Annotated in this window: 21 protein-coding genes and 1 pseudogene; 9 read left to right on the top strand and 13 right to left on the bottom strand. The window is 33.7% G+C overall.

What is annotated here, in order from left to right:
- Positions 1-88: 88 nt before the first annotated feature.
- The 5 genes and pseudogenes from DN410_RS19875 to DN410_RS19855 all read right to left on the bottom strand — a co-directional run.
- Positions 89-382 (bottom strand): annotated as a pseudogene (locus DN410_RS19875) (FtsX-like permease family protein); the annotation flags it as partial.
- Positions 383-483: 101 nt separating this feature from the next.
- Positions 484-900: an SRPBCC family protein gene (locus DN410_RS19870; RefSeq protein ID WP_149177749.1), complete on the bottom strand. Its 417-nt coding sequence runs from the start codon at positions 898-900 to the stop codon at positions 484-486.
- 17 nt (positions 901-917) lie between these two features.
- A complete protein-coding gene (locus tag DN410_RS19865; protein WP_149177748.1) occupies positions 918-1,928 on the bottom strand; it encodes an aldo/keto reductase in 1,011 nt (336 codons plus the stop codon).
- Between the two features lie 436 nt (positions 1,929-2,364).
- Positions 2,365-2,544, bottom strand: a complete 180-nt coding sequence (locus DN410_RS19860) for a hypothetical protein (protein ID WP_149177747.1) — start codon at positions 2,542-2,544, stop codon at positions 2,365-2,367.
- 75 nt (positions 2,545-2,619) lie between these two features.
- Entirely contained in the window at positions 2,620-2,967 is a 348-nt protein-coding gene (locus DN410_RS19855; protein WP_149177746.1) for a YxeA family protein, read from the bottom strand.
- 216 nt (positions 2,968-3,183) lie between these two features.
- On the opposite strand from DN410_RS19855, the gene DN410_RS19850 reads away from it, so the two are divergent.
- From DN410_RS19850 to DN410_RS19840, 3 genes are read left to right on the top strand one after another with little or no spacing between them, the layout of a single operon-like run.
- A complete protein-coding gene (locus DN410_RS19850; protein ID WP_149177745.1) occupies positions 3,184-3,642 on the top strand; it encodes a helix-turn-helix transcriptional regulator in 459 nt (152 codons plus the stop codon).
- Between the two features lie 54 nt (positions 3,643-3,696).
- Positions 3,697-4,143, top strand: a complete 447-nt coding sequence (locus DN410_RS19845; protein ID WP_255446768.1) for a hypothetical protein — start codon at positions 3,697-3,699, stop codon at positions 4,141-4,143.
- A gap of 24 nt (positions 4,144-4,167) precedes the next feature.
- Complete coding sequence (locus DN410_RS19840) at positions 4,168-4,551, top strand: hypothetical protein (protein ID WP_149177743.1); 384 nt, start codon at positions 4,168-4,170, stop codon at positions 4,549-4,551.
- A gap of 70 nt (positions 4,552-4,621) precedes the next feature.
- On the opposite strand, the gene DN410_RS19835 is transcribed toward DN410_RS19840, so the two are convergent.
- Together DN410_RS19835 and DN410_RS19830 are read right to left on the bottom strand one after the other, a co-directional pair.
- Entirely contained in the window at positions 4,622-5,221 is a 600-nt protein-coding gene (locus DN410_RS19835; RefSeq protein WP_149177742.1) for a DedA family protein, read from the bottom strand.
- Positions 5,221-5,799, bottom strand: a complete 579-nt coding sequence (locus DN410_RS19830) for a class I SAM-dependent methyltransferase (RefSeq protein ID WP_149177741.1) — start codon at positions 5,797-5,799, stop codon at positions 5,221-5,223. Before DN410_RS19830 ends, DN410_RS19835 begins: the two co-directional genes overlap by 1 nt.
- A 401-nt stretch (positions 5,800-6,200) precedes the next feature.
- Between DN410_RS19830 and DN410_RS19825 the strand changes: the two genes are divergently transcribed.
- Both DN410_RS19825 and DN410_RS19820 read left to right on the top strand, forming a co-directional pair.
- Positions 6,201-7,430: a helix-turn-helix domain-containing protein gene (locus DN410_RS19825; protein ID WP_149177740.1), complete on the top strand. Its 1,230-nt coding sequence runs from the start codon at positions 6,201-6,203 to the stop codon at positions 7,428-7,430.
- Between the two features lie 332 nt (positions 7,431-7,762).
- Complete coding sequence (locus DN410_RS19820; RefSeq protein WP_149177739.1) at positions 7,763-8,062, top strand: YolD-like family protein; 300 nt, start codon at positions 7,763-7,765, stop codon at positions 8,060-8,062.
- 102 nt (positions 8,063-8,164) lie between these two features.
- Here the strand turns inward: DN410_RS19820 and DN410_RS19815 are convergent, their stop codons facing one another.
- Together DN410_RS19815 and DN410_RS19810 are read right to left on the bottom strand one after the other, a co-directional pair.
- Entirely contained in the window at positions 8,165-10,114 is a 1,950-nt protein-coding gene (locus tag DN410_RS19815; RefSeq protein ID WP_149177738.1) for an ABC transporter permease, read from the bottom strand.
- A complete protein-coding gene (locus DN410_RS19810) occupies positions 10,101-10,871 on the bottom strand; it encodes an ABC transporter ATP-binding protein (protein WP_000859653.1) in 771 nt (256 codons plus the stop codon). The genes DN410_RS19815 and DN410_RS19810 overlap by 14 nt, the downstream gene beginning before the upstream one ends.
- A gap of 306 nt (positions 10,872-11,177) precedes the next feature.
- On the opposite strand from DN410_RS19810, the gene DN410_RS19805 reads away from it, so the two are divergent.
- Entirely contained in the window at positions 11,178-12,050 is an 873-nt protein-coding gene (locus tag DN410_RS19805) for an AraC family transcriptional regulator (RefSeq protein WP_149177737.1), read from the top strand.
- Positions 12,051-12,115: 65 nt separating this feature from the next.
- Here DN410_RS19805 and DN410_RS19800 read toward each other — a convergent pair whose 3' ends face one another.
- From DN410_RS19800 to DN410_RS19785, 4 genes are all read right to left on the bottom strand, one after another.
- On the bottom strand, positions 12,116-13,690 hold the full coding sequence (locus DN410_RS19800) for a permease (protein ID WP_149177736.1): 1,575 nt from the start codon (positions 13,688-13,690) through the stop codon (positions 12,116-12,118).
- Positions 13,680-14,396: an ABC transporter ATP-binding protein gene (locus tag DN410_RS19795; protein ID WP_149177735.1), complete on the bottom strand. Its 717-nt coding sequence runs from the start codon at positions 14,394-14,396 to the stop codon at positions 13,680-13,682. The genes DN410_RS19800 and DN410_RS19795 overlap by 11 nt, the downstream gene beginning before the upstream one ends.
- Positions 14,397-14,541: 145 nt before the next feature.
- Entirely contained in the window at positions 14,542-15,177 is a 636-nt protein-coding gene (locus tag DN410_RS19790) for an SdpI family protein (RefSeq protein ID WP_149177734.1), read from the bottom strand.
- The gene (locus tag DN410_RS19785; protein WP_001070523.1) at positions 15,174-15,446 is read right to left on the bottom strand and encodes an autorepressor SdpR family transcription factor; all 273 of its coding nucleotides are present in this window, start codon (positions 15,444-15,446) and stop codon (positions 15,174-15,176) included. Before DN410_RS19785 ends, DN410_RS19790 begins: the two co-directional genes overlap by 4 nt.
- Positions 15,447-15,655: 209 nt before the next feature.
- On the opposite strand from DN410_RS19785, the gene DN410_RS19780 reads away from it, so the two are divergent.
- The 3 genes from DN410_RS19780 to DN410_RS19770 all read left to right on the top strand — a co-directional run bounded on the left by DN410_RS19780 (position 15,656) and on the right by DN410_RS19770 (position 19,441).
- Positions 15,656-16,351, top strand: coding sequence for a response regulator transcription factor (locus tag DN410_RS19780; RefSeq protein WP_071744366.1), 696 nt, complete (start codon positions 15,656-15,658; stop codon positions 16,349-16,351).
- Positions 16,352-16,353: 2 nt separating this feature from the next.
- Entirely contained in the window at positions 16,354-17,376 is a 1,023-nt protein-coding gene (locus DN410_RS19775) for a sensor histidine kinase (RefSeq protein ID WP_000765345.1), read from the top strand.
- 94 nt (positions 17,377-17,470) lie between these two features.
- The gene (locus DN410_RS19770) at positions 17,471-19,441 is read left to right on the top strand and encodes an FtsX-like permease family protein (protein WP_149177733.1); all 1,971 of its coding nucleotides are present in this window, start codon (positions 17,471-17,473) and stop codon (positions 19,439-19,441) included.
- Positions 19,442-19,451 lie beyond the last annotated feature (10 nt).

Raw genomic sequence — 19,451 nt, 5'->3', positions numbered from 1 at the left:
TTACATACTATTGTTAAGCACATCTCATTTTAGCTAATAAACAAATAAAAGAGAACATAATTTTCACTATGTTCTCTTGCTCTCTTTTTTATTTACTAACAATCCTGAAATAAGAACGAACCGTCAACAAATAATAACCAATATAAATAACACTATACACATCGATGCTAATTATTAACGGAACTGTAATTTCATACGGAATAACTGTCGCTAATCCTTTTAGCGCAAATAAAGTGTGTAATATACCAAGTACTAAAGGAGTGAAGAAAATAAATCTCATTTGTTTTGCAATTGCTTTTTTCATTTCTTTTTTCGTGACACCTAGTTTTTGAAGGACGATGTAACGCTCACGATTTGCATGCGCTTCTGTCCTCTTTAAGTAACAGCATTGAGTATAGAGATATTTTCTTAAAAAAAAATGCAATAATCATAAAAAAGCCTGCAGTTGTTACACTGCAGACTTTTTTATGTGTAATAAATTGATTAAGCTAAATATGCTTGTTGTAACGCCTCTAAACCATCTTTATAAATTCCATGGAATAGATTAATTGCCTCTTCATCAGTAACCTCTACAGGAGTGAAACTACCAGACCATTCAACTAATGATGTGTTAGCATCTTTACCTTCTTTAACGCGGATTGTAGATAAATAATTCGTCACAGGGAATGGTGCTTGCATAATTGAATATGTGTAGTAACGTTCTTTCTCATTAAATGCTTCTAAACGCTCTACGATCGCATCGCCATCAGGATTAGCTAAATGACGTACACGTCCGCCTTCAGTTACTTTACTGCTAGGGATATACGGTAACCAATCTGGAAGTGCATCAAAACCTCCAATTAATTGCCATACTTGTTCAGGTGACGCTGGAATTTCAATAGATGTAATCGTATTTGCCATTTTAATTACTCTCCTTTTTATTTAACGTTAATTGGTAGTGGTGCATTAACTGCAACTAATTTTTGTTCACGCATTTCTTCCCAGAACGCTGCTGGAATCACTGTTTTCAATGCAGCTTGGTCTTCTGCAATTCGTTCCGGTTTACTTGCACCAGGAATAACAGCTGCAACCGCTGGGTTAGCCAGTGAAAACTGTAAAGCAGCAGCTTTAATACTGATTCCATGACGATCTGCAAGGTTTTTCATTTTATTAACTTTTGCAATGATTTCTGGTGACGCTTTTTGGTATTCGAAGTGAGCACCTCCAGCAAGTACACCTGAGCTATATGGTCCACCAACAACAATGTCCATATTGTTTTTTACAGCCGCAGGCATTACACGTTCTAACGCACGCTCGTGGTCTAATAATGAATAGCGACCAGCTAGTAAAGAAACATTTGGTTTTGCTTCTTCTAAATCCAACATAAGTTCAATTGATTCTACTTTGTTTACTCCAAGGCCCCAGCCTTTAATTACACCTTCATCACGTAATTGAGTAAGTGCACGGAATGCTCCTGTTCGAGCAATTTCAAATTGTGAAATCCACTCATCTCCATAAAAATCTTGTGCTACATCATGAATATAAACAAAATCTAGACGGTCTGTTTTTAAACGTTTTAAGCTATCCTCAATAGAACGAAGAGTTGCATCCGCACTGTAGTCGTTGATGATTTTATTTTTACGACCAAATTCGAAAAGTCCGCCTTTTTCACCTAAATCACGTGTAGATGGATCTTCCAATTCATCTGAAATAATTCGACCTACTTTTGTACTTAAGAAGTACTCATCACGATTTCTTTTCGATAGTGCTTCACCAAGACGAATCTCTGCTAAACCAGATCCATAAAGTGGAGCTGTATCAAAGTAACGAACACCATTATCCCAAGCAGCATCCACTGTTGCGATTGCTTCTTCCTCTGGAATATTACGGTACATATTACCTAGTGGTGCCGTACCAAAACCAAGTGTACCTTTTAATAAATCTTTCATTTAAAATCTCCTCCTAAAATCTATTTAAAAATGATGAATGGATGTAAATAATGTGAAAAGGAATGACCGATCAAATGCATTATAAAGAATCCGAACAGCCCCCAAATATACACTTCAAAGCACGACAATTATTAAAAATAACATAGATGCTTTTACTACTCATTTCCCTCTCACGTATGTAATTATGTCTTATCAGCAACACAATAAAAAGTACGCACTTTAAAGTGTTATAGATACTAATAAGTAACAATTTTATGTTTCAACATCTGTAGCTCCAAAATAAAATTATTAAAAATGATTTCATTTAACAAAACCCACTATTCTTGCGAAGGTACCTGTAGAAATTATGAGCGGAACATAGAAAGTTGTTATTATTCTTCATTCAAAAAAGGCCACAACGAACTGAAATATGTTCGTTGTGGCCTTTTTATTTTCTTTAAAATATTACATTACACTTCGAACAAAAAGGAGCAGAGTTTCCTCTTCTAATTTTCGTATCACATTTTGGGCAATATACATATCGCTCCTCTATCGTTTGTCGTTCTATCATATGTAAGGATACTATTCTCATACTACACATAATCCCAATTAATATAAGACTAACAATGAGTAGCACACCTCTCACTCCTCCCCTCTAAATTTTACCATAAAATAACAAACCCGATTCTCTCATCAAGAATCGGGTTTATACTTACAATCCTAATTTTGCCTTCGCACCGTCAGGAATTTTCTCTATCGTTACTTGCACCTTATCATGTAAAACCTTTCCCCTTGTAAGCACATGCCAGTACGAACCTTTTTGTAATTCATCTACTTCATCAATAGTTACTTCCTTTTCTTTGCCATCCTTATCGTAAGCTTTCACTGTATATTCACGGCCTTTATTTCCGTCTAATTCTTTTCCATCATTATCAATAATCGCGTAATGATCCTCTATATCAAGAAATGGGTTCATCTGATCTAATAGCTTACTCCTACTTAATAAATATGCCGCCCCTGCGACGATAACAATCATTGCTCCAAAAATAAATCTTTTCATCTATATTCCGCCTTTCAGTATGTTTTCTTTAAGATGTTTCTAAGTATAGAGCTTATTTCTTAATAAAAACTCGTACGGTTTCTTAACATTTTCTTAAACTAGAAGTGAAATATTAATTAGAAAGATCAAAACAATAAAAAGTAACTTTTTACACTATCATTGACAAAATTACACTTATAGTGTAATTTTACACTATATTAAAAAAGGAGCTGCATTATGAATAAACAAGAATTTATTGAACTCGTTAATTCAAAATTAAAACTCATCCGTGTTGAAAATGATTTATCACAAGATAAAATGTCAGAAATTATTGGTTTATCGAAGAAAACATTAGTAGAAATTGAAAAAGGAAGACGCACACTAACATGGTCAGGTGCAGTTTGTGTCGTAACACTCTTTGAACAGAGCGATACAGTCCAGATGACATTTGGTGATGATGTGAATGAAATTATAAAAACAATCGCTTTTACACATTACAATACGAACTTCCCGAAGACGTTAGGGGGAAAAGTGTGGTGGCGACAAATAAAAGAATTAAACGGTTATCAAATACAACAAAATATTTTATCTCAACATTATCGAATTTTAGATAAAGAAGACCATAGAATATGCCATTCATTCGAATTGGATGAAATTGAAAAACGATTTATGGAAATGGCAAAAGCATCTCAATAAAAATATTTTATTTATACGAAATAATGAAAGGAATAAAAGGATATGAAAAAAATAATGATTACAACTTTATCCCTTGGCCTACTACTTGGATTATCAACTGTTGTTCTTGCAAATACAGGCTCAAAAACTGAGAGTTACGCGGCGGAGCTTGCTCATTTCAAATTAACTAACCCTAATATCACTCGCTCAGAAGTACATTCAATCATGAAGCAAAGAGAAGAGTTGGATGAACTATATAAACAGGTAGATGCTTTAGAACTAAACTATGGCATTCGTGTTGATAATACAAAAGATCCTCATAAAGAACCGAAACACCGTGATGATTTACCAAAGTATCAGCGTGAGAAATGCATTCAGCTAAGTATCAAAATTTGGGAAAAAGAGCTTCAATTTTTAGATACTCAATATAAAGCTGGCCTTATAAAAGGAGATGTTTATACAGTAGACAAAAACAATTTTAATCACTTTAAAGACAAAGAGTTGCAAGAACTAAGTCAATAAAATACATTCCGGAGTATAATTCAAATGAAAAAACAGATACATATCACAATTTTAAATACGCTAATCATTAGCACGTTAGTATTCAATTTATTTATTTTCACATCAAGAATGAGCTTTTTACCTTGGTATATTGAAGATGGCTGGGGATACTTAGGTTTAATATTTACATCCTTTATTTTCTTAATTGCCTTCTTTATATCATGGCAACTTCACAAAAGTGGAGAAATCACGGCCTTACAAAAGTTCATTCCTCTTGCTTCTGCCGCACTTTCAATCTTTGTTCTTATCACTCCATCAAGTGATTTTATGACTATAGTAGCTAATCTGATCAATACAATCCTATTAACAATTTATATAGTTGTATTTCAGACAAAGCCTAATGTAAGTAATAAGGAGCTATTACATTAAAAAGGAGAGTTATTCTACAAAATAACTCTCCCTTTTATATGCTCTCAATAAACATAAACCTTTCTTCTATCTACTTACTCACCACCGCACTTCTTCTTTGCCTGTACAAATAAACACCACTCGCAACAACAAAAACAATCCCACCAAAATACACACCATACTCTATCGCAACTGCTACAATCCTTTCAATATGTTGTCCAAATAAAGAACCGAGCACAAAATAAATGAGTGTCCAAACAAATCCTGTCGTATAGGAATACAAAGCATATATCCGAAATGACATGTTATTCATCCCAACTAAATACGGTACAATATGTCTTACAACTGGTATGAAGTAACTTGTGACTAATGCATAGTGACCGTACTTCTCTACCATTTGTTGAGATTTCAAAAGGTATTTCGCCTTTTTCTTTTTCATTAGCTTATGAAGTACTTTTGTACCAAATATTTTCCCTAATATATAACCTAAAGATAGCCCTGATACAACACCTAAATATGTTAACAAAAATGCAGGAATGACACTTAATATCCCTAGTGAAGATACAAAGCCACCACTCATTACGATCATTTCGTCTGGAATTGGCATACCGATAATACCTAACCATAAACAGAAGAATAACGCCCAATAACCGTATTGTTCAATATAAGATAATAATTCATGTAATTCCATTATGCATATGCTCTCCTTAGCTCTTTTTTACAGCTAAAGACGTACGCTGGTGGGAAATTGAGCCACACTTTCTCTAGCGTAATTTCAGGAAAGAAGTGCTGTATAAATCCTTTTTTCACAAGTGAATATTGAAATGTAATAAACTCACCATTCTCGTGTATCGCTTCCATTACATTGTTTAAAATGCGCTTTGAAACTTCTTCTGGTAAAGAAGTAAAAGGTAATCCCGATAAAACGTAATCCACGCATTCTATATTGAACTCTTCCATATACTTCTTTATATTTTCAGCTGAACCGTGTACAACAATGACGTTCTGTTCATCTTTAAACTTTCTTGTTAACTCTTTGCAAAACACTTCATTAATTTCAATAAGAAGAAATATTGTCTCTTTCTTCTTTCTCTTCATAATTTCTTTCGTAAAGACTCCTGTACCAGGCCCTAACTCTACAATGCATTTCGCTTTATTAAAATCAATTACATCGACCATTTTCTTTGCTAATATTTTTGAACTTGGCGCGATTGCACCAGTATGTTTTGGATGTTTAATAAATTCATTTAAGAATGTTATGAGCTGCATATAAACCTCTCCCCATTCGTTCCATAGTTTTTAACTTGTTTCTAAGTTTAACTATCGTTTCTTAACAAAAATTGAGGAGATTTCTTAAGATTTTATGAAGAATGTATCATTCGTTCTTATGTATAAAACATTCCGTATTCCAAATATAAATATCTCTTTTATATTTATTAATTTGGTATAATGGATATAAAAGATATTTTATGGAAGGTACCATCAATACATCTATTTTCATACAACATCTGAGGAATTTTATCTGTAAATCACCTTTCATTATTATCCAATATATGTAATCCTTTTCGTATAACAATAAAATTCAAATAATAAGAAATTTATACTTTATAGAAACAAATGTAGATCTAATTAATATGTAGTATTTCAAAACTATTTAAAAGGAGACAATAATGAATAATTCCATCGACATACAGCACTTATGCGATCTTGTACATAGCACCTTTCATGTACCCGTTCAATTTTTATCTACTAATAAAAAAATTGTATATGAATCTACTTCACATACGATTGGTAGTCCGTTTTATTCTTCTAAAGACGAACATCTGAATGAAATTTATCAAGAAAATACTCCTTGTAATTTTCCAATTTTCAAAGGGAATAAATATCTTGAGAATTTCATTAGCATCCATATAACAAATCATGAACACATAAAAGGAACGATTATAATCGGCCCTACTACCTACCCAAAAGTATCAGATGAGATGGCTATTAAACTTATAAAGTATTTCAACTGTAATAATAAAATGCAACAAGGAGTAGACTACTATCAATTTCTACCTGAGATAAAAAAAAGTACACTAATTGATATAAGTATTTGGTTACATTACGTAATTTTCAATGAAAAATTAGATCGCGATATTGTTTGGGAAAAAAATAAATTGCTCGAAGATATTTCTTATAAAATCGTAAATCCTGATCTCTATATTTCAAAACGTCGCCGGCATGATCCGCAAAATTATGACATATCATTGGAACGTAAATTTTTTTCAGCAATTAAAGAAGGCAATAAAGAAAAGGTCATACAATATGCATATTCATTCCCTCAAGAAGATGCGGCAATTTCATCCAAAGGTGATCAACTGAGAAACCAAAAGAATAACGGTATTATCGCGATTACTCTAGCCATTCGATATGCGATAGACGGTAATCTTCCGTCAGATATTGCTTTTTCACTCGGTACTTTATATATACAAACCATTGAAAAACTAGATAACATGTATTCTGTAAATAGATTAATTGAAGATGCGTTATGTACTTTTGCAGAACGTGTTAAAGAATATAATAACCAGGTATATTCTAATTCCATTACTACATGCCTAAATCATATTCACAAGCAAATTTACGATGAAATATCTCTTAATGACCTTGCAAATCTTTTACATATTTCTCCTACTTATTTATCAAAACTGTTTAAAAAAGAAGTAGGCATTCCTTTAAGTGAATACATTCAGAGAGAACGAGTAGAAGAAGCTAAAAAGTTATTAACATTAACGACCTATCCTTTATCAGATATTTGTGCCTGGCTTAATTTTAATGATCAAAGTTATTTCACAAGGGTTTTCAAAAAAATCACTAGTATGACTCCTAGACAATATCGTGAAAATCATACCGTTATATAAAGTGAAACTTTAATCAGTGGGGGTTCACTCCCACTGATTATGAGCCCTCACCAATCGGGCTTTACAGACAGTTGATCCCCCACCTAAATTCCCCTTAATAAATTTTAACTCCATTCAAAAAAGTACAAGAATGACAAATAAATTACTATAAATAAGTTCATGAATTTGATAATTTTTTAGTACTAAACAAATTCGGCTCCCAATCATCCATAATTGTTTCGTTCTATACATAATAAAACTAACACAAGGTACTTATGAATTATCAATAGTAGCTACTTCCATAGCCATTAACCTTCCTATATAGAAAATATATTGTTAGGAGAATAGAAAGCATGAGCAGTACAAACATATCCAAATCGATTTCAATGAATATTATGTCTAAACAATCTGCTGACATGAAAGAATCGCGAAAAGTATCATCATACGATGATAGAGAAAGAATTGAAGACACTTTATTACGCTCTTTCATTTCAGAAGTAGAAGTATTGATCACGTATTATAAAAATGGTTATTTTCCTACAATGTATATGACCGTAATAGAAATACACCCTTTAAAACGTACTGTAATATGCATAGATATCTTTGGTCATAAACATGCTTTTAGTCTTATAGACATCATTGATGCGCGTTAATTATGTCTCCCTCTTAGTCGCACTTATATACAAAAACAAAAAGCCATTCACCTCATAAAAAATGAGGTGAATGGCTTTCTTATTTTCTCGCAGCTTCACTTATTATTTCGCACTCACAATCTTATAATAAGAACGAACTGTTATGAAGTAATATCCAATATAAATAGCGCCGTATACTCCGATACTAATTAGAAGCGGAATCATAATTTCAAATGGTAGTATGTTCCCTAAACCTTTTAATGCAAATAAGCTGTGTAAGATTCCGATTACTAACGGGATCGCAAAGATAAAGCTTACTTGTTTTGCGATAGCTTTTTTCATTTCTTGTTTTGTGACCCCTATTTTGTGAAGTACAACATAACGCTCACAATCAGCACTTGCTTCTGTTAATTGTTTAAAGTAAATGATAGAACCTGTTGCTAATAAGAATACAAGACCTAAGAACATTCCAATAAACATCATTAATCCTGTTCCTTCAAGCCCCATATGGAAACCAGTGTAGAAATCTCTAAATGATGGCACCATTTCTGATTCACCAGCTGGCATCACTTTTGTTAATTTTTCTGTTAACACTTTACTATCTTTTTCATCTTTTACATCAATATTTTTTACAACGCGTGTTCCAAATGCTTGCTTCGCTTGCTCATACATTTCATCTGAAACGACAACAACTAATTCACCTAAATTTGTAATCGCAACGTCATTTGCACCTTGGATTTTTAATTGCTTCGTTTCGTTTCCAATTTGGAATACTGCTTTATTTCCTTTATATTTTGGACTAAACTCATGCCCTTCAATATACGAACTATCATATATAAATGCTTCACCAGCAGCTACATTCACTGTTTCTGCGTCGATTTTTTTAGCAATCTTGTTAAATTCAGATTGAGACATAAATTGATATTTCTCTGAAATTGTGTAATTCATATTAAGAATGAAATCCACTTTATCTCCTTCAAACTTCCCTTTTACAGGAACTGTCTCAATTTCAAATTGATCTTTGATCGGGTGATCTTTCTTCTCTTCTGCAAAAATCGCATTTACTTTCTTATCCAGCTCTGCATCTTTTTTCTCATAAGAATAGCTATATGGTGCAACTGCTTTTGATTGCGTAAATGTGTTGTAATACATCGTAACAGACGTACCAACCGCTGTTAATGTTACCGCGCTTAAAATAGAAATTGTCGCAAGTGACTTTGCATTTCCTTTAATACGATATAGTAGCTGTGACGTCGTTACCATATTCATACCGTTATAAAACGATGATTTATTAGTTCTTGCACGTTTCAATACGAATACTGTAAAGAACATAAATAGTAAGTACGTACCTAATACTGTTGCCAGTAAAATATAAAGTGCAACTGCCATAAAGTCTGCATATTTAACTGCCTTCACGAACATTAATGCTAAGAAATAACCTGAACCGATTAAGACAACTGAAATTAATGCCATCACTACAGATCCTTTTGGCATCGCTTCTCCTTCACGTTCTGCTCGGAAAAGTTCAATTAGCTTAAAGCGATAAATTAAACGATATCCTTGAAGTGATGTATATAAAATAATCACAAAGAAAATAATTGCTGTATCAACAATGGCAGCCATCGGTACTTCAAAATGAACATTTAAGTTTAATCCCATCATGCTTACTAGCAGTTCAAGGAATAATTTCGAAAGGACACTACCAATCGCAATTCCGATAATTAAGGACATTAATCCCATTAACATATTTTCATAAAAGAGCATTTTACCGATTTGTCTTTTTCGAATACCTAATAAAGAATATAATCCAACTTCTTTTTTCCGTTTTCGTGTAAAGAAACCGTTCGAATATATAATGAACACCGCTACGAAAATAATTAGCATGACACTGGAAACTTGGAATGCCCCGCTAATTTTTTTAGAAGCTTCCGCTGCTTTTTCCATTTGTGAATTGTATTGCAGCGCTTTAAAGGTAAAATAAATGACAATACTAAAAATCATAGATGCAAAATATACAAAGTAGTCTTTAAAATTCCGCTGTATGTTGCGGAGGGCAATGCTAGATAAGGTCATCAGCCATACCTCCGGAAATAGAAGACATTACGTCAACGACTTGTTGGAAGAATTGTTTACGCGTTAATTCACCGCGGTGCAATTCTTTATATAACTCACCATCTTTAATGAAAATAACTCGTTTACAGTAACTCGCCGCAAACGCATCATGCGTTACCATTAAAATTGTAGAGTTATCATATTCATTTAACGACTTCATACTTTCAAGTAAATCTGTTGCAGATTTAGAATCAAGCGCTCCAGTTGGCTCGTCCCCGAAAATCATACTTGGATTCGTAACGATTGCACGTGATGCCGCGCAACGCTGCTTCTGTCCACCCGACACTTGATATGGGAACTGACTTAAAATATGATCAATACCGAATTTCTTTGAGATTTCAAGAACGCGGCGATCAATCTCATTTGCTTTCACTTTTGATAACGCAAGAGGTAAAGCAATATTCTCTTTCACCGTTAACGTATCTAATAAGTTATAATCTTGGAAAATGAAACCTAAATGATCGCGGCGGAATAACGCTAACTTATCATCATTCATTTTCACAATATCTTTTCCATCAATCAAAATTTCACCGTTCGTCGCATTGTCAATTGTAGAAAGAACGTTTAGTAAAGTCGTCTTACCCGAACCAGAAGGTCCCATAATTCCAACGAACTCACCTTCTTTTACTTGTAAGTTAATACCTTTTAAAGCTGCAAATTTATTACCACCCGTGTCATACACTTTTTCAATATTTTTTGCTTCTAACACTGTTTTCATCTCGACATCCCTCATTTCATCTATTCTCTATTTTCACTATATACATTCTCTACTCTTGCCACTATCGATGTTTCTTACACAAACATGACAGTCATGTAAGGCATACAAGTAAAGACATAAAAATTTAACCTAATGAATCAAAGTACTTTGTTACTATAACATTGGGATATCATGCCATCCATTCATTCTCCTTACAGGAACATTACAATTTTGTAAGGTTAAAAATGGCCCCTACAAAGTTGTGCATGAAATGTCGGATGGACCTATTTTTTTCCTGTTATTCTATTTAACAAGGAGGTCATGGTTATGGATTCACTTACAAACATGAATGCGGCAATGCAGTATATTGAAGACAACCTTACACATGAAATTGATTTTAAGGAAGTCGCAAAAATAGCTTACTGCTCCGAATATCATTTCAAAAGAATGTTTTCTTTCCTAGCTGGCATATCACTATCAGAATATATTCGTTGTAGACGTCTTACTCTTGCTGCCTTTGAACTACAAAACAACAATGTAAAAGTCATTGATGTCGCTATAAAATATGGCTACAACTCACCAGATTCATTCTCTCGTGCCTTTCAAAACTTACACGGGATAACACCTTCAGAGGCCCGAAATAGTAGTCGCTCTTTAAAAGCCTATTCACCAATGACCTTCCAATTATCCATCCAAGGAGGACATGAAATGAACTATCGAATTGAAGAAAAAGACTCATTTCAAATTATAGGTATTACAAAACGAGTACCAATCGTTTTTAACGGTGTAAATGAAGAAATTGCTTCTATGTGGAAAAGTTTAAATCTAGAGGCTATTCAAACATTAAAGTCCCTTTCAAACATTGAACCTACTGGAATCATTAGTGCTTCTACTAATTTTTCTGAAGGAAGAATGGAGGAAAAAGGCGAACTCGATCACTATATTGGAGTAGCCACAACGAAAGATTGCCCAGAGCAATTCGCACAACTGGGAGTCGCAGCTTCAACATGGGCTATATTCGAAGCTGTCGGTCCATTTCCTGATGCATTGCAAAATGTATGGGGACGTATTTATTCTGAATGGTTCCCTTCTTCGAATTATGAACTAGCGGAAGGACCAGAGATATTATGGAATGAAAGTAAAGACGTATCCTCGCCGAATTTCAGAAGCGAGATATGGGTACCTGTTTTGAAAAAGTAATATAAGGGTCTAAAGTGTTTCAAAATAAAGAAGCTGCTCTTCCTCTTTAAAGGAAAAGCAGCTTCTTATTTTATACTTCTTCTCGACTCGTTCTTATACAAGAAAATAGTAATAATCGCAAGCACTATAACAACTAAAAAAGTAAATACTCTATAGTTCGAGATAGTAGCGGTACCAATTAATAAGGCAGGTATAACAGCCACAATTAAGCCACCAAACATACCAATAAATGATCCTACACTTTGTTTTACTACTTGCGTTTCTGATACCCAATCATAATAACCAAATCGATTATTAATGAAAATCCCCCATACTGCTGAAAAGAATGAATATGTTAGCGGAGTTATTATGATGAAAAGAGAACTCCAAACATCTAGTTTTAACCCTATTATCAGTAATACAGCACTAATAAGTGATGCAGGTATACTTAATGAAAGATTCATAAGAATTTTACTGTCATAAATCATCTTTGGCGCTATAGGCAATGATTTAATAATCCATACATTTTTTCCTTCTAAAGACAATGACACACATGTTGTACACGTCATCGAAATCGCTGCTGCAATAGCAAATGGAGCAATCTTTTGCAACAGGGACTCAATTCCAGGATACGCTATTAATTGGCTTGGTCCTACTACAACTATAGCTAGCGAGAAAGCGATTGCCATCACGACTCCCATTCCACTATTTATGACATACACTGTAGAAGAGAAGAAACGTTTCAGCTCTTTTTTATACAATGCGACCAATACACTCTCTTTTCTCATGCTATTAATCTCATAATTTGAAAGCATATGATAAGTGGTAATCCCTGTGTTTATTTGCTTATATTTTAACGAAAGTATTTTTACAAAAAGATAATACCAAATCACTGATATCCCGACGAATAAGATGAAAGCTACCATATCAGCATGAACAATTGCTTTTTGAAACATGTTAGCTAATGGATACACTTTCGTTAATTGCTCCGAAACAATTGCACCAATTACGTTCATATCATTAAGGCTATATTGAGAATCCCCATTTTTCAGCACGAAGGAACCGAATGTAATAATTACTATAAAACTTAAAATCGTAGTTATTTTATTCGTATTTTTAAATTTAGAAGCGATTGCCGTAATCGCAGCTCCAAAGATTGCTGCAATTGTTGTTGGGATTAAAGATGCGATAAACATACTGATGAACCACATAAAGTAAAAAGAAAATGATGGATTCTCATAGATGCAATAAACAACTCCCATTGGTAGCATGATTATGATTGAGAAGAGTGTATTCAGCAAGTATAAATACAAAAATCTACTTGCGATAACCGTACTTACACGAATCGGTAATGACATTAAAAGATCGTAATCCTTAAAAGCAAAAATTTCTCCATTTGCCTTAAATATAGTGAAAAACAACGTTAATACACTGCTAATAACTATTGCATAGACTGGAATAATTTCACTCATTCCTAGTTTCACCAATCCATATGCCGAGGCTCCGCAATATAACATGAACAGGACACCAACTAAGGCAATAGATGCCGTCAGCAAAATTTTATTCTGCCTCTTTTTCTTATCTTTTTCGTATTTAAAAGTGTTTAAACCGAGCTGCGTTATCAACCGGATTTTCAAAAGACCTAAACTATTAGTATTCATTAGCAAGCTCCTTCATAAAGAGCTCTTCCAATGAGCCTTCCTTTATTAAAGAATTTACTTCCCCTGAAAGTGCTAATTTCCCTCTATTAATCATCGCTATTTTATTACATAACTTCTCAGCTACATCTAAAACGTGCGTAGAAAAGAAAATCGCACTTCCTTTTTCACAAAGCTCTTTCATAATACCTTTCAATACTACGGCTGCCTTTGGATCTAGACCAACGAAAGGCTCATCTAAAACTAATAATTTCGGTTTATGTAAAACCGCCGATATAATCGCTACTTTTTGTTTCATACCGTGTGAATAAGAAGATATTAAGTCCCCTAAGTACGGTGTAATCTCAAAAGCATCCCCATACTTCTGTATCTGTTCTTCCCGATCCCTCGCAGGCACTTTAAACACATCCGCAACAAAGTTCAAATATTGAATTCCTGTTAATTGCTCATATAAATCTGGATTATCAGGAATATACGCCATTACTCTCTTACATGCAATCGGATCCTTTTTTACTGAATGTCCATCAACAAAAATTTCACCCTCTTCAAAATCTATAACTCCTACTAACGACTTAATTGTTGTACTTTTCCCCGCACCGTTATGTCCAATAAATCCAAAGATATCTCCTGCTTTAACAGTAATATTCAAATGATCTACTGCTTTCTTACCGCCTTTGTATGTCTTACTAAAATTTATAATTTCTAACATGTAAAATCCCCCCAAACCGTCTATTTTAACTGAATTTTCAGACCTAGAAACAAAAAATTTACTCAGTGAGCTTTTCATTATCCCACTGAGTATTACAATCTCTTAACACATAGAAACTATAACTATAAAATTTGATTAATATAGCTCACAATTGTATTTCTTTTTTATACAAAACGTAAGAATATAAATTCGTTATAATAACAGCAACTACTATAATCCCAAGCATCATATAAGATCTCCAATCAGCCGGAGCGAAAACACTTATAATCATAATAATTCCTAACGCCACAAATACTTTTCCGCTAAACCGATGTGTTTTGCGCCATACTTCTTCATTACTTAACGTCCATGGATTACGCATCCCGACAAAAAAGTTTGGCTTACACTGTGGTAAATAATTACCCATTACTAAAAATAAAACACCCACTAATAATTCTGGCACCCGATTAATGAATAAGTTATATCCGAGTCCACTTGTAATAATATCTATATTTCCTACAAATAGTAGCAATAGTACCCCATTATTCATCATCATAAAGGCTTTAGAAAATTTCTCGTAATTTGCTTTCCTTGGATCAATCTTTGGTATCACATTTAGAAATATATATAATGCAATCATAATTCCGACCATAGAAATCATTCCGTAAAATTTAGACGAATAGCCATCTACCTTACCGCCGCTCCAATGTGTCGCAATTGTATCCGGCAAATGAGACCAAGCAAACGCCCAAGCTAAACAAGTTGTAACAATTAATATAATTGCAAAAAGATGTTTTTTCATTTCCCCTCTTCCCCCTTATTCGTAAACGTAAACACCCAAGTCAATAAATCTTGAAAGACAGTTGTGTTTAAAGAGTACATAACGAATTGGCCTTTCTTTTCATCTTGAATAAGTTCAGCATTTTTAAGTGCATTTAAGTGGTGTGAAATACTTGGTTTTGTCATATTGAAATGTTCAGCGATCTCACCAGCTGTTAGATCACCTTCTTTTAATAAATCTAAAATTTTTCGCCTTGTTGGATCTGCTAATGCTTTGAATGCTTGATTCAATGTCTTTCTTCCTTTCAATAATTAGACATTTAGATATTTATCTAAATATTAAACCGATTACCGTTATTTGTCAATTGTATCCAGCGCCCTTTTTACTTTTCACGCTTTTGACCTATACTGTTTACTAGCTTATATTTCAACATAATGAAAAGACGTGAAACACATGGTACACTATAGCTACAATTGTTTTTTTGAGGAGGAATATACATATGTACAAAATCTTAATCGTTGAAGACGATCCAAATATCTCGTCATTACTGCAATCTCATATTCAAAAGTACGGTTACGACGCTGTTGTTACTGAAAACTTTGATGATATTATGGAATCGTTTAACGCAGTGAAACCACATCTTGTTTTACTTGATGTAAACTTACCGAAATTCGATGGATTCTACTGGTGCCGCCAAATTCGCCATGAATCTACTTGTCCTATTATTTTCATTTCAGCTCGTGCTGGTGAGATGGAACAAATCATGGCGATTGAAAGCGGTGCGGATGATTATATTACAAAACCGTTCCACTATGATGTTGTAATGGCAAAAATTAAAGGTCAATTACGCCGTATTTACGGTGATTATGCGCCAAATATTTCTGAACGTATCGTTGAGGTAGAAGGTTTAAAACTATTCCCAGAACGTCCTGAAATTCACTTCGGATCTGAACAAGTTCTTTTAACGAAAAAAGAGGCTATTTTAGCTGAAATGTTATTATCTAAGTTCCCTCGTACAGCAAGCCGTGAAGATTTATTAGCTGCGCTTTGGGATGATGAAAGCTTCGTTGAAGAAAATACATTAAACGTAAATATTACGCGTCTTCGTAAAAAGTTTAATGAGCTTGGTATCGAGAACTCTATTGAAACAGTACGTGGACTTGGATATCGTTTTAACGCAACTTGGAGTGAATAAGCATGAAGCTATTTTTACGTGATCATTTTGCATTTTTTCTACTGTACGTATTAAACTTCGGTATCATTTTCGTTCTCTATGATGCAGTAGATGGATTTCAAAATAATAAATTTTACTTCGTCGTTTTAAGCTTATACTTATTCATTTGTTTCCTCGCTTACCGTTACGTTCGCAATCGTAGAATGTATCATAGATTAAGTGAGCAACCAGAAAAAATGGAAGATGCGTTTATTGAAAGAGCAACTGCTCCGATGCCTCACGGTGTAAATGAACTCGTGCGCACGCAGTATCGTCTATTCCAAAAAGAACTACAATCGTATGAAGTAAAACAACAAGAACATCAATTATTCATTAACCACTGGGTGCATCAAATGAAGACACCCGTTTCTGTTATGCAGCTTATGGTACTGGAAATGGAAGACGAGCATTTAATCCCAAAGTTTAAAAAAGAATTAGAACGTCTAAACCAAGGCCTTGATATGGCTTTATATATGGCAAGGTTAAATAACTTCCATGAAGACTTCCATGTTGAGACGATTTCATTAAAAGATACGGTAACAAAAAATATTAATGGATTAAAAGAACTATTCATTCGAAACGGAGTCTTCCCTGTTTTAGAAGTTCATTCTGATTTAAAAGTTGCTTCTGATGCGAAATGGCTAAAATTTATCATCTATCAGTTAATGACAAATGCCGTGCGTTACTCCGGTGAGCGCGGAAAGAAAGTGTTCTTATCTGCTTATCGAAACGGAAAAGATATTATTTTAGAAGTTCGTGATGAAGGTGTTGGTATTCCGCAAGAAGATATTCGAAGAGTATTCGAACCGTTTTACACTGGGAAAAACGGTCGTACATTCGGAGAATCTACTGGTATGGGACTTTATATTGTAAGCAAAATTTGTGATTATTTAGGTCACTCTGTCAAACTAGATTCTGAAGTTGGTAAAGGAACGACGATTAAAATCATCTTCCACAACGCTGCGAATAATCAAGCAGAACATACGGAGAAGGTGACCGAAGCATGATCGTGACATATGCTAGCAAAATGTATGAGAACTTACTCTCATACATTTTTTGCAATAAAACTACATATTTCCCTTCTAGCAGGAGGTGCGTATTATGACATTTTGGCAGTTTGCCTTTAAAAATGTAACACGTAATTCCAGAGCTTATTTTGCTTATTTCGTAAGCAGTTCCTTTTCCATTGCTGTTTTCTTTTCATTTGCTATTTACTTATTTCATCCGAAATTACAAAACTTTGGCATGTTCTCTGAAATTTCAGGGTTAATGATATTTTCAGAAGTTGTCATTGTCTTGTTCTCATTCTTCTTTCTACTCTATTCAATCGGATCATTTTTAAAAGTTCGTAAAAAACAATTTGGTGTGTTAACCGTTTTAGGTATATCAAAAAAGCAATTACATCGACTCGTTTTCACTGAAAATATGTTAATTGGCATTTTATCTATCTTTTTCGGTATGCAGTTTGGACTTGTCTTTTCACAATTTTTCTTATTAGTAACAGCGAAAATTACGCATCTACCAGGGCTATATTTATATTGGCCGACGAATGCTTTCATTTTAACAACGATTGTATTTCTTAGTCTCTTTATCGCTGTATCTTCATTTACACCAATGCTAATTCGTACGAAAAAGACGGTAAACCTTTTAAAAACTAATAGTGGGAAACAAAAAGAAAGAAAACCATCCCTATTTATCTCTCTATTTGGTGCGATATGTTTATTAGGTGGTTATATTTTAGCTGCAAATCCTAAATATTTCTTCTCAATAAACCCGCAAGTAGGCGTTATATATATGTTTTCAAGTATTTTTGTGATCCCATCACTTGTTACAATTGGGACATATTTTTTCTTTTCTCAAATTAGTTTCTTACTTATATATATTTTAAAGAAAAGAAGAAAGTTTTATATGAAACGGATTAATATGCTGTGGATTTCGGATTTAGCAAGTCGCATTCGAACGAATATTAATATGCTGTTTATTGTAGCGATGCTATCTACAATTGCTTTCACAATGATTACGTTCCTATATGGCGTCGGAAAGTTTACAAAGTTAGAAGTTACGAGAAGTTCACCTTTTCCGTTCTCTTATTTTTCATATGATGCAAATCCTTTTGCTAACGATCATTTAAATTGGCTTGAACAACAATTACAAAAAGAGAATTTCTCTTATAAAAAAATAAAAGCCGATTTATATGAAACACCACTGAAAGAAGATGAAGGTATAACAGCTTATAATGACATATATGCAATGAAACAAAGTGACTATAACAAACTTGCAGATTCCCTGCGAATGAAACAACTATTCATGAGCGATAACGAAGCATATGTCTTAACAGGTGGCGCTTATTTCACTTTATTCAGCGAGTTTGAGCCAAGCTACAATAGAAAAACCATTACACTTTCTAGCACAAATACGACATTACAAGTAAAGGGCTATGAACAAACAGGGGCCATTCCATCTGATTTTTCATACCAAACTTTAATTTTACCTGACACTGTTGTAAATAACTTACCAAATACAACAAAACACGTAGCAGCGTACAATTATAAAGTACAAAACTGGGAAAAGACGTATAAAATTGCTGATGATTTTATACAAAAAATACAAAAAGATCGACAAGAATTCCAGTACGAAGGGCCCCTTATACGCTCCTATGAATCAGCAGGCTCATTATATAGAATCACATCAGGAAGTGCAGCGTACTTCCTAATCGGGACATTCCTAGGAGTCATATTCTTTATTGGAGCAGGCAGCGTTCTTTACTTCAGAATGTATACTGATTTAACGAACGAGCAAGAAAAATATGTAGCCATTTCAAAAATTGGTGTAACGGATGCCGAAATGAGAAGTTCTGCATCCATTCAACTTAGCATTTTATTTTTTGTTCCGTACGTTATAGCATCCATTCATACAATGTTCGCGACAAAAATGCTCCAAGATGTAATTGATCTATCACTATTCAAAGAAATTTCAGCCGTTCTTATTATTTTTGGCATAGTTGAAATCGTCTTTTTCTTATTCATTCGTTCCTTTTATATGCGAAAGTTATCAGAGTATACGAATGGTTAAAATCTAAAAA

It is taken from the genome of Bacillus sp. SH5-2, assembly GCF_008368905.1.
GTDB classification, from domain to species: domain Bacteria; phylum Bacillota; class Bacilli; order Bacillales; family Bacillaceae_G; genus Bacillus_A; species Bacillus_A luti.
This window is presented reverse-complemented; position numbering and strand designations above follow the sequence as displayed.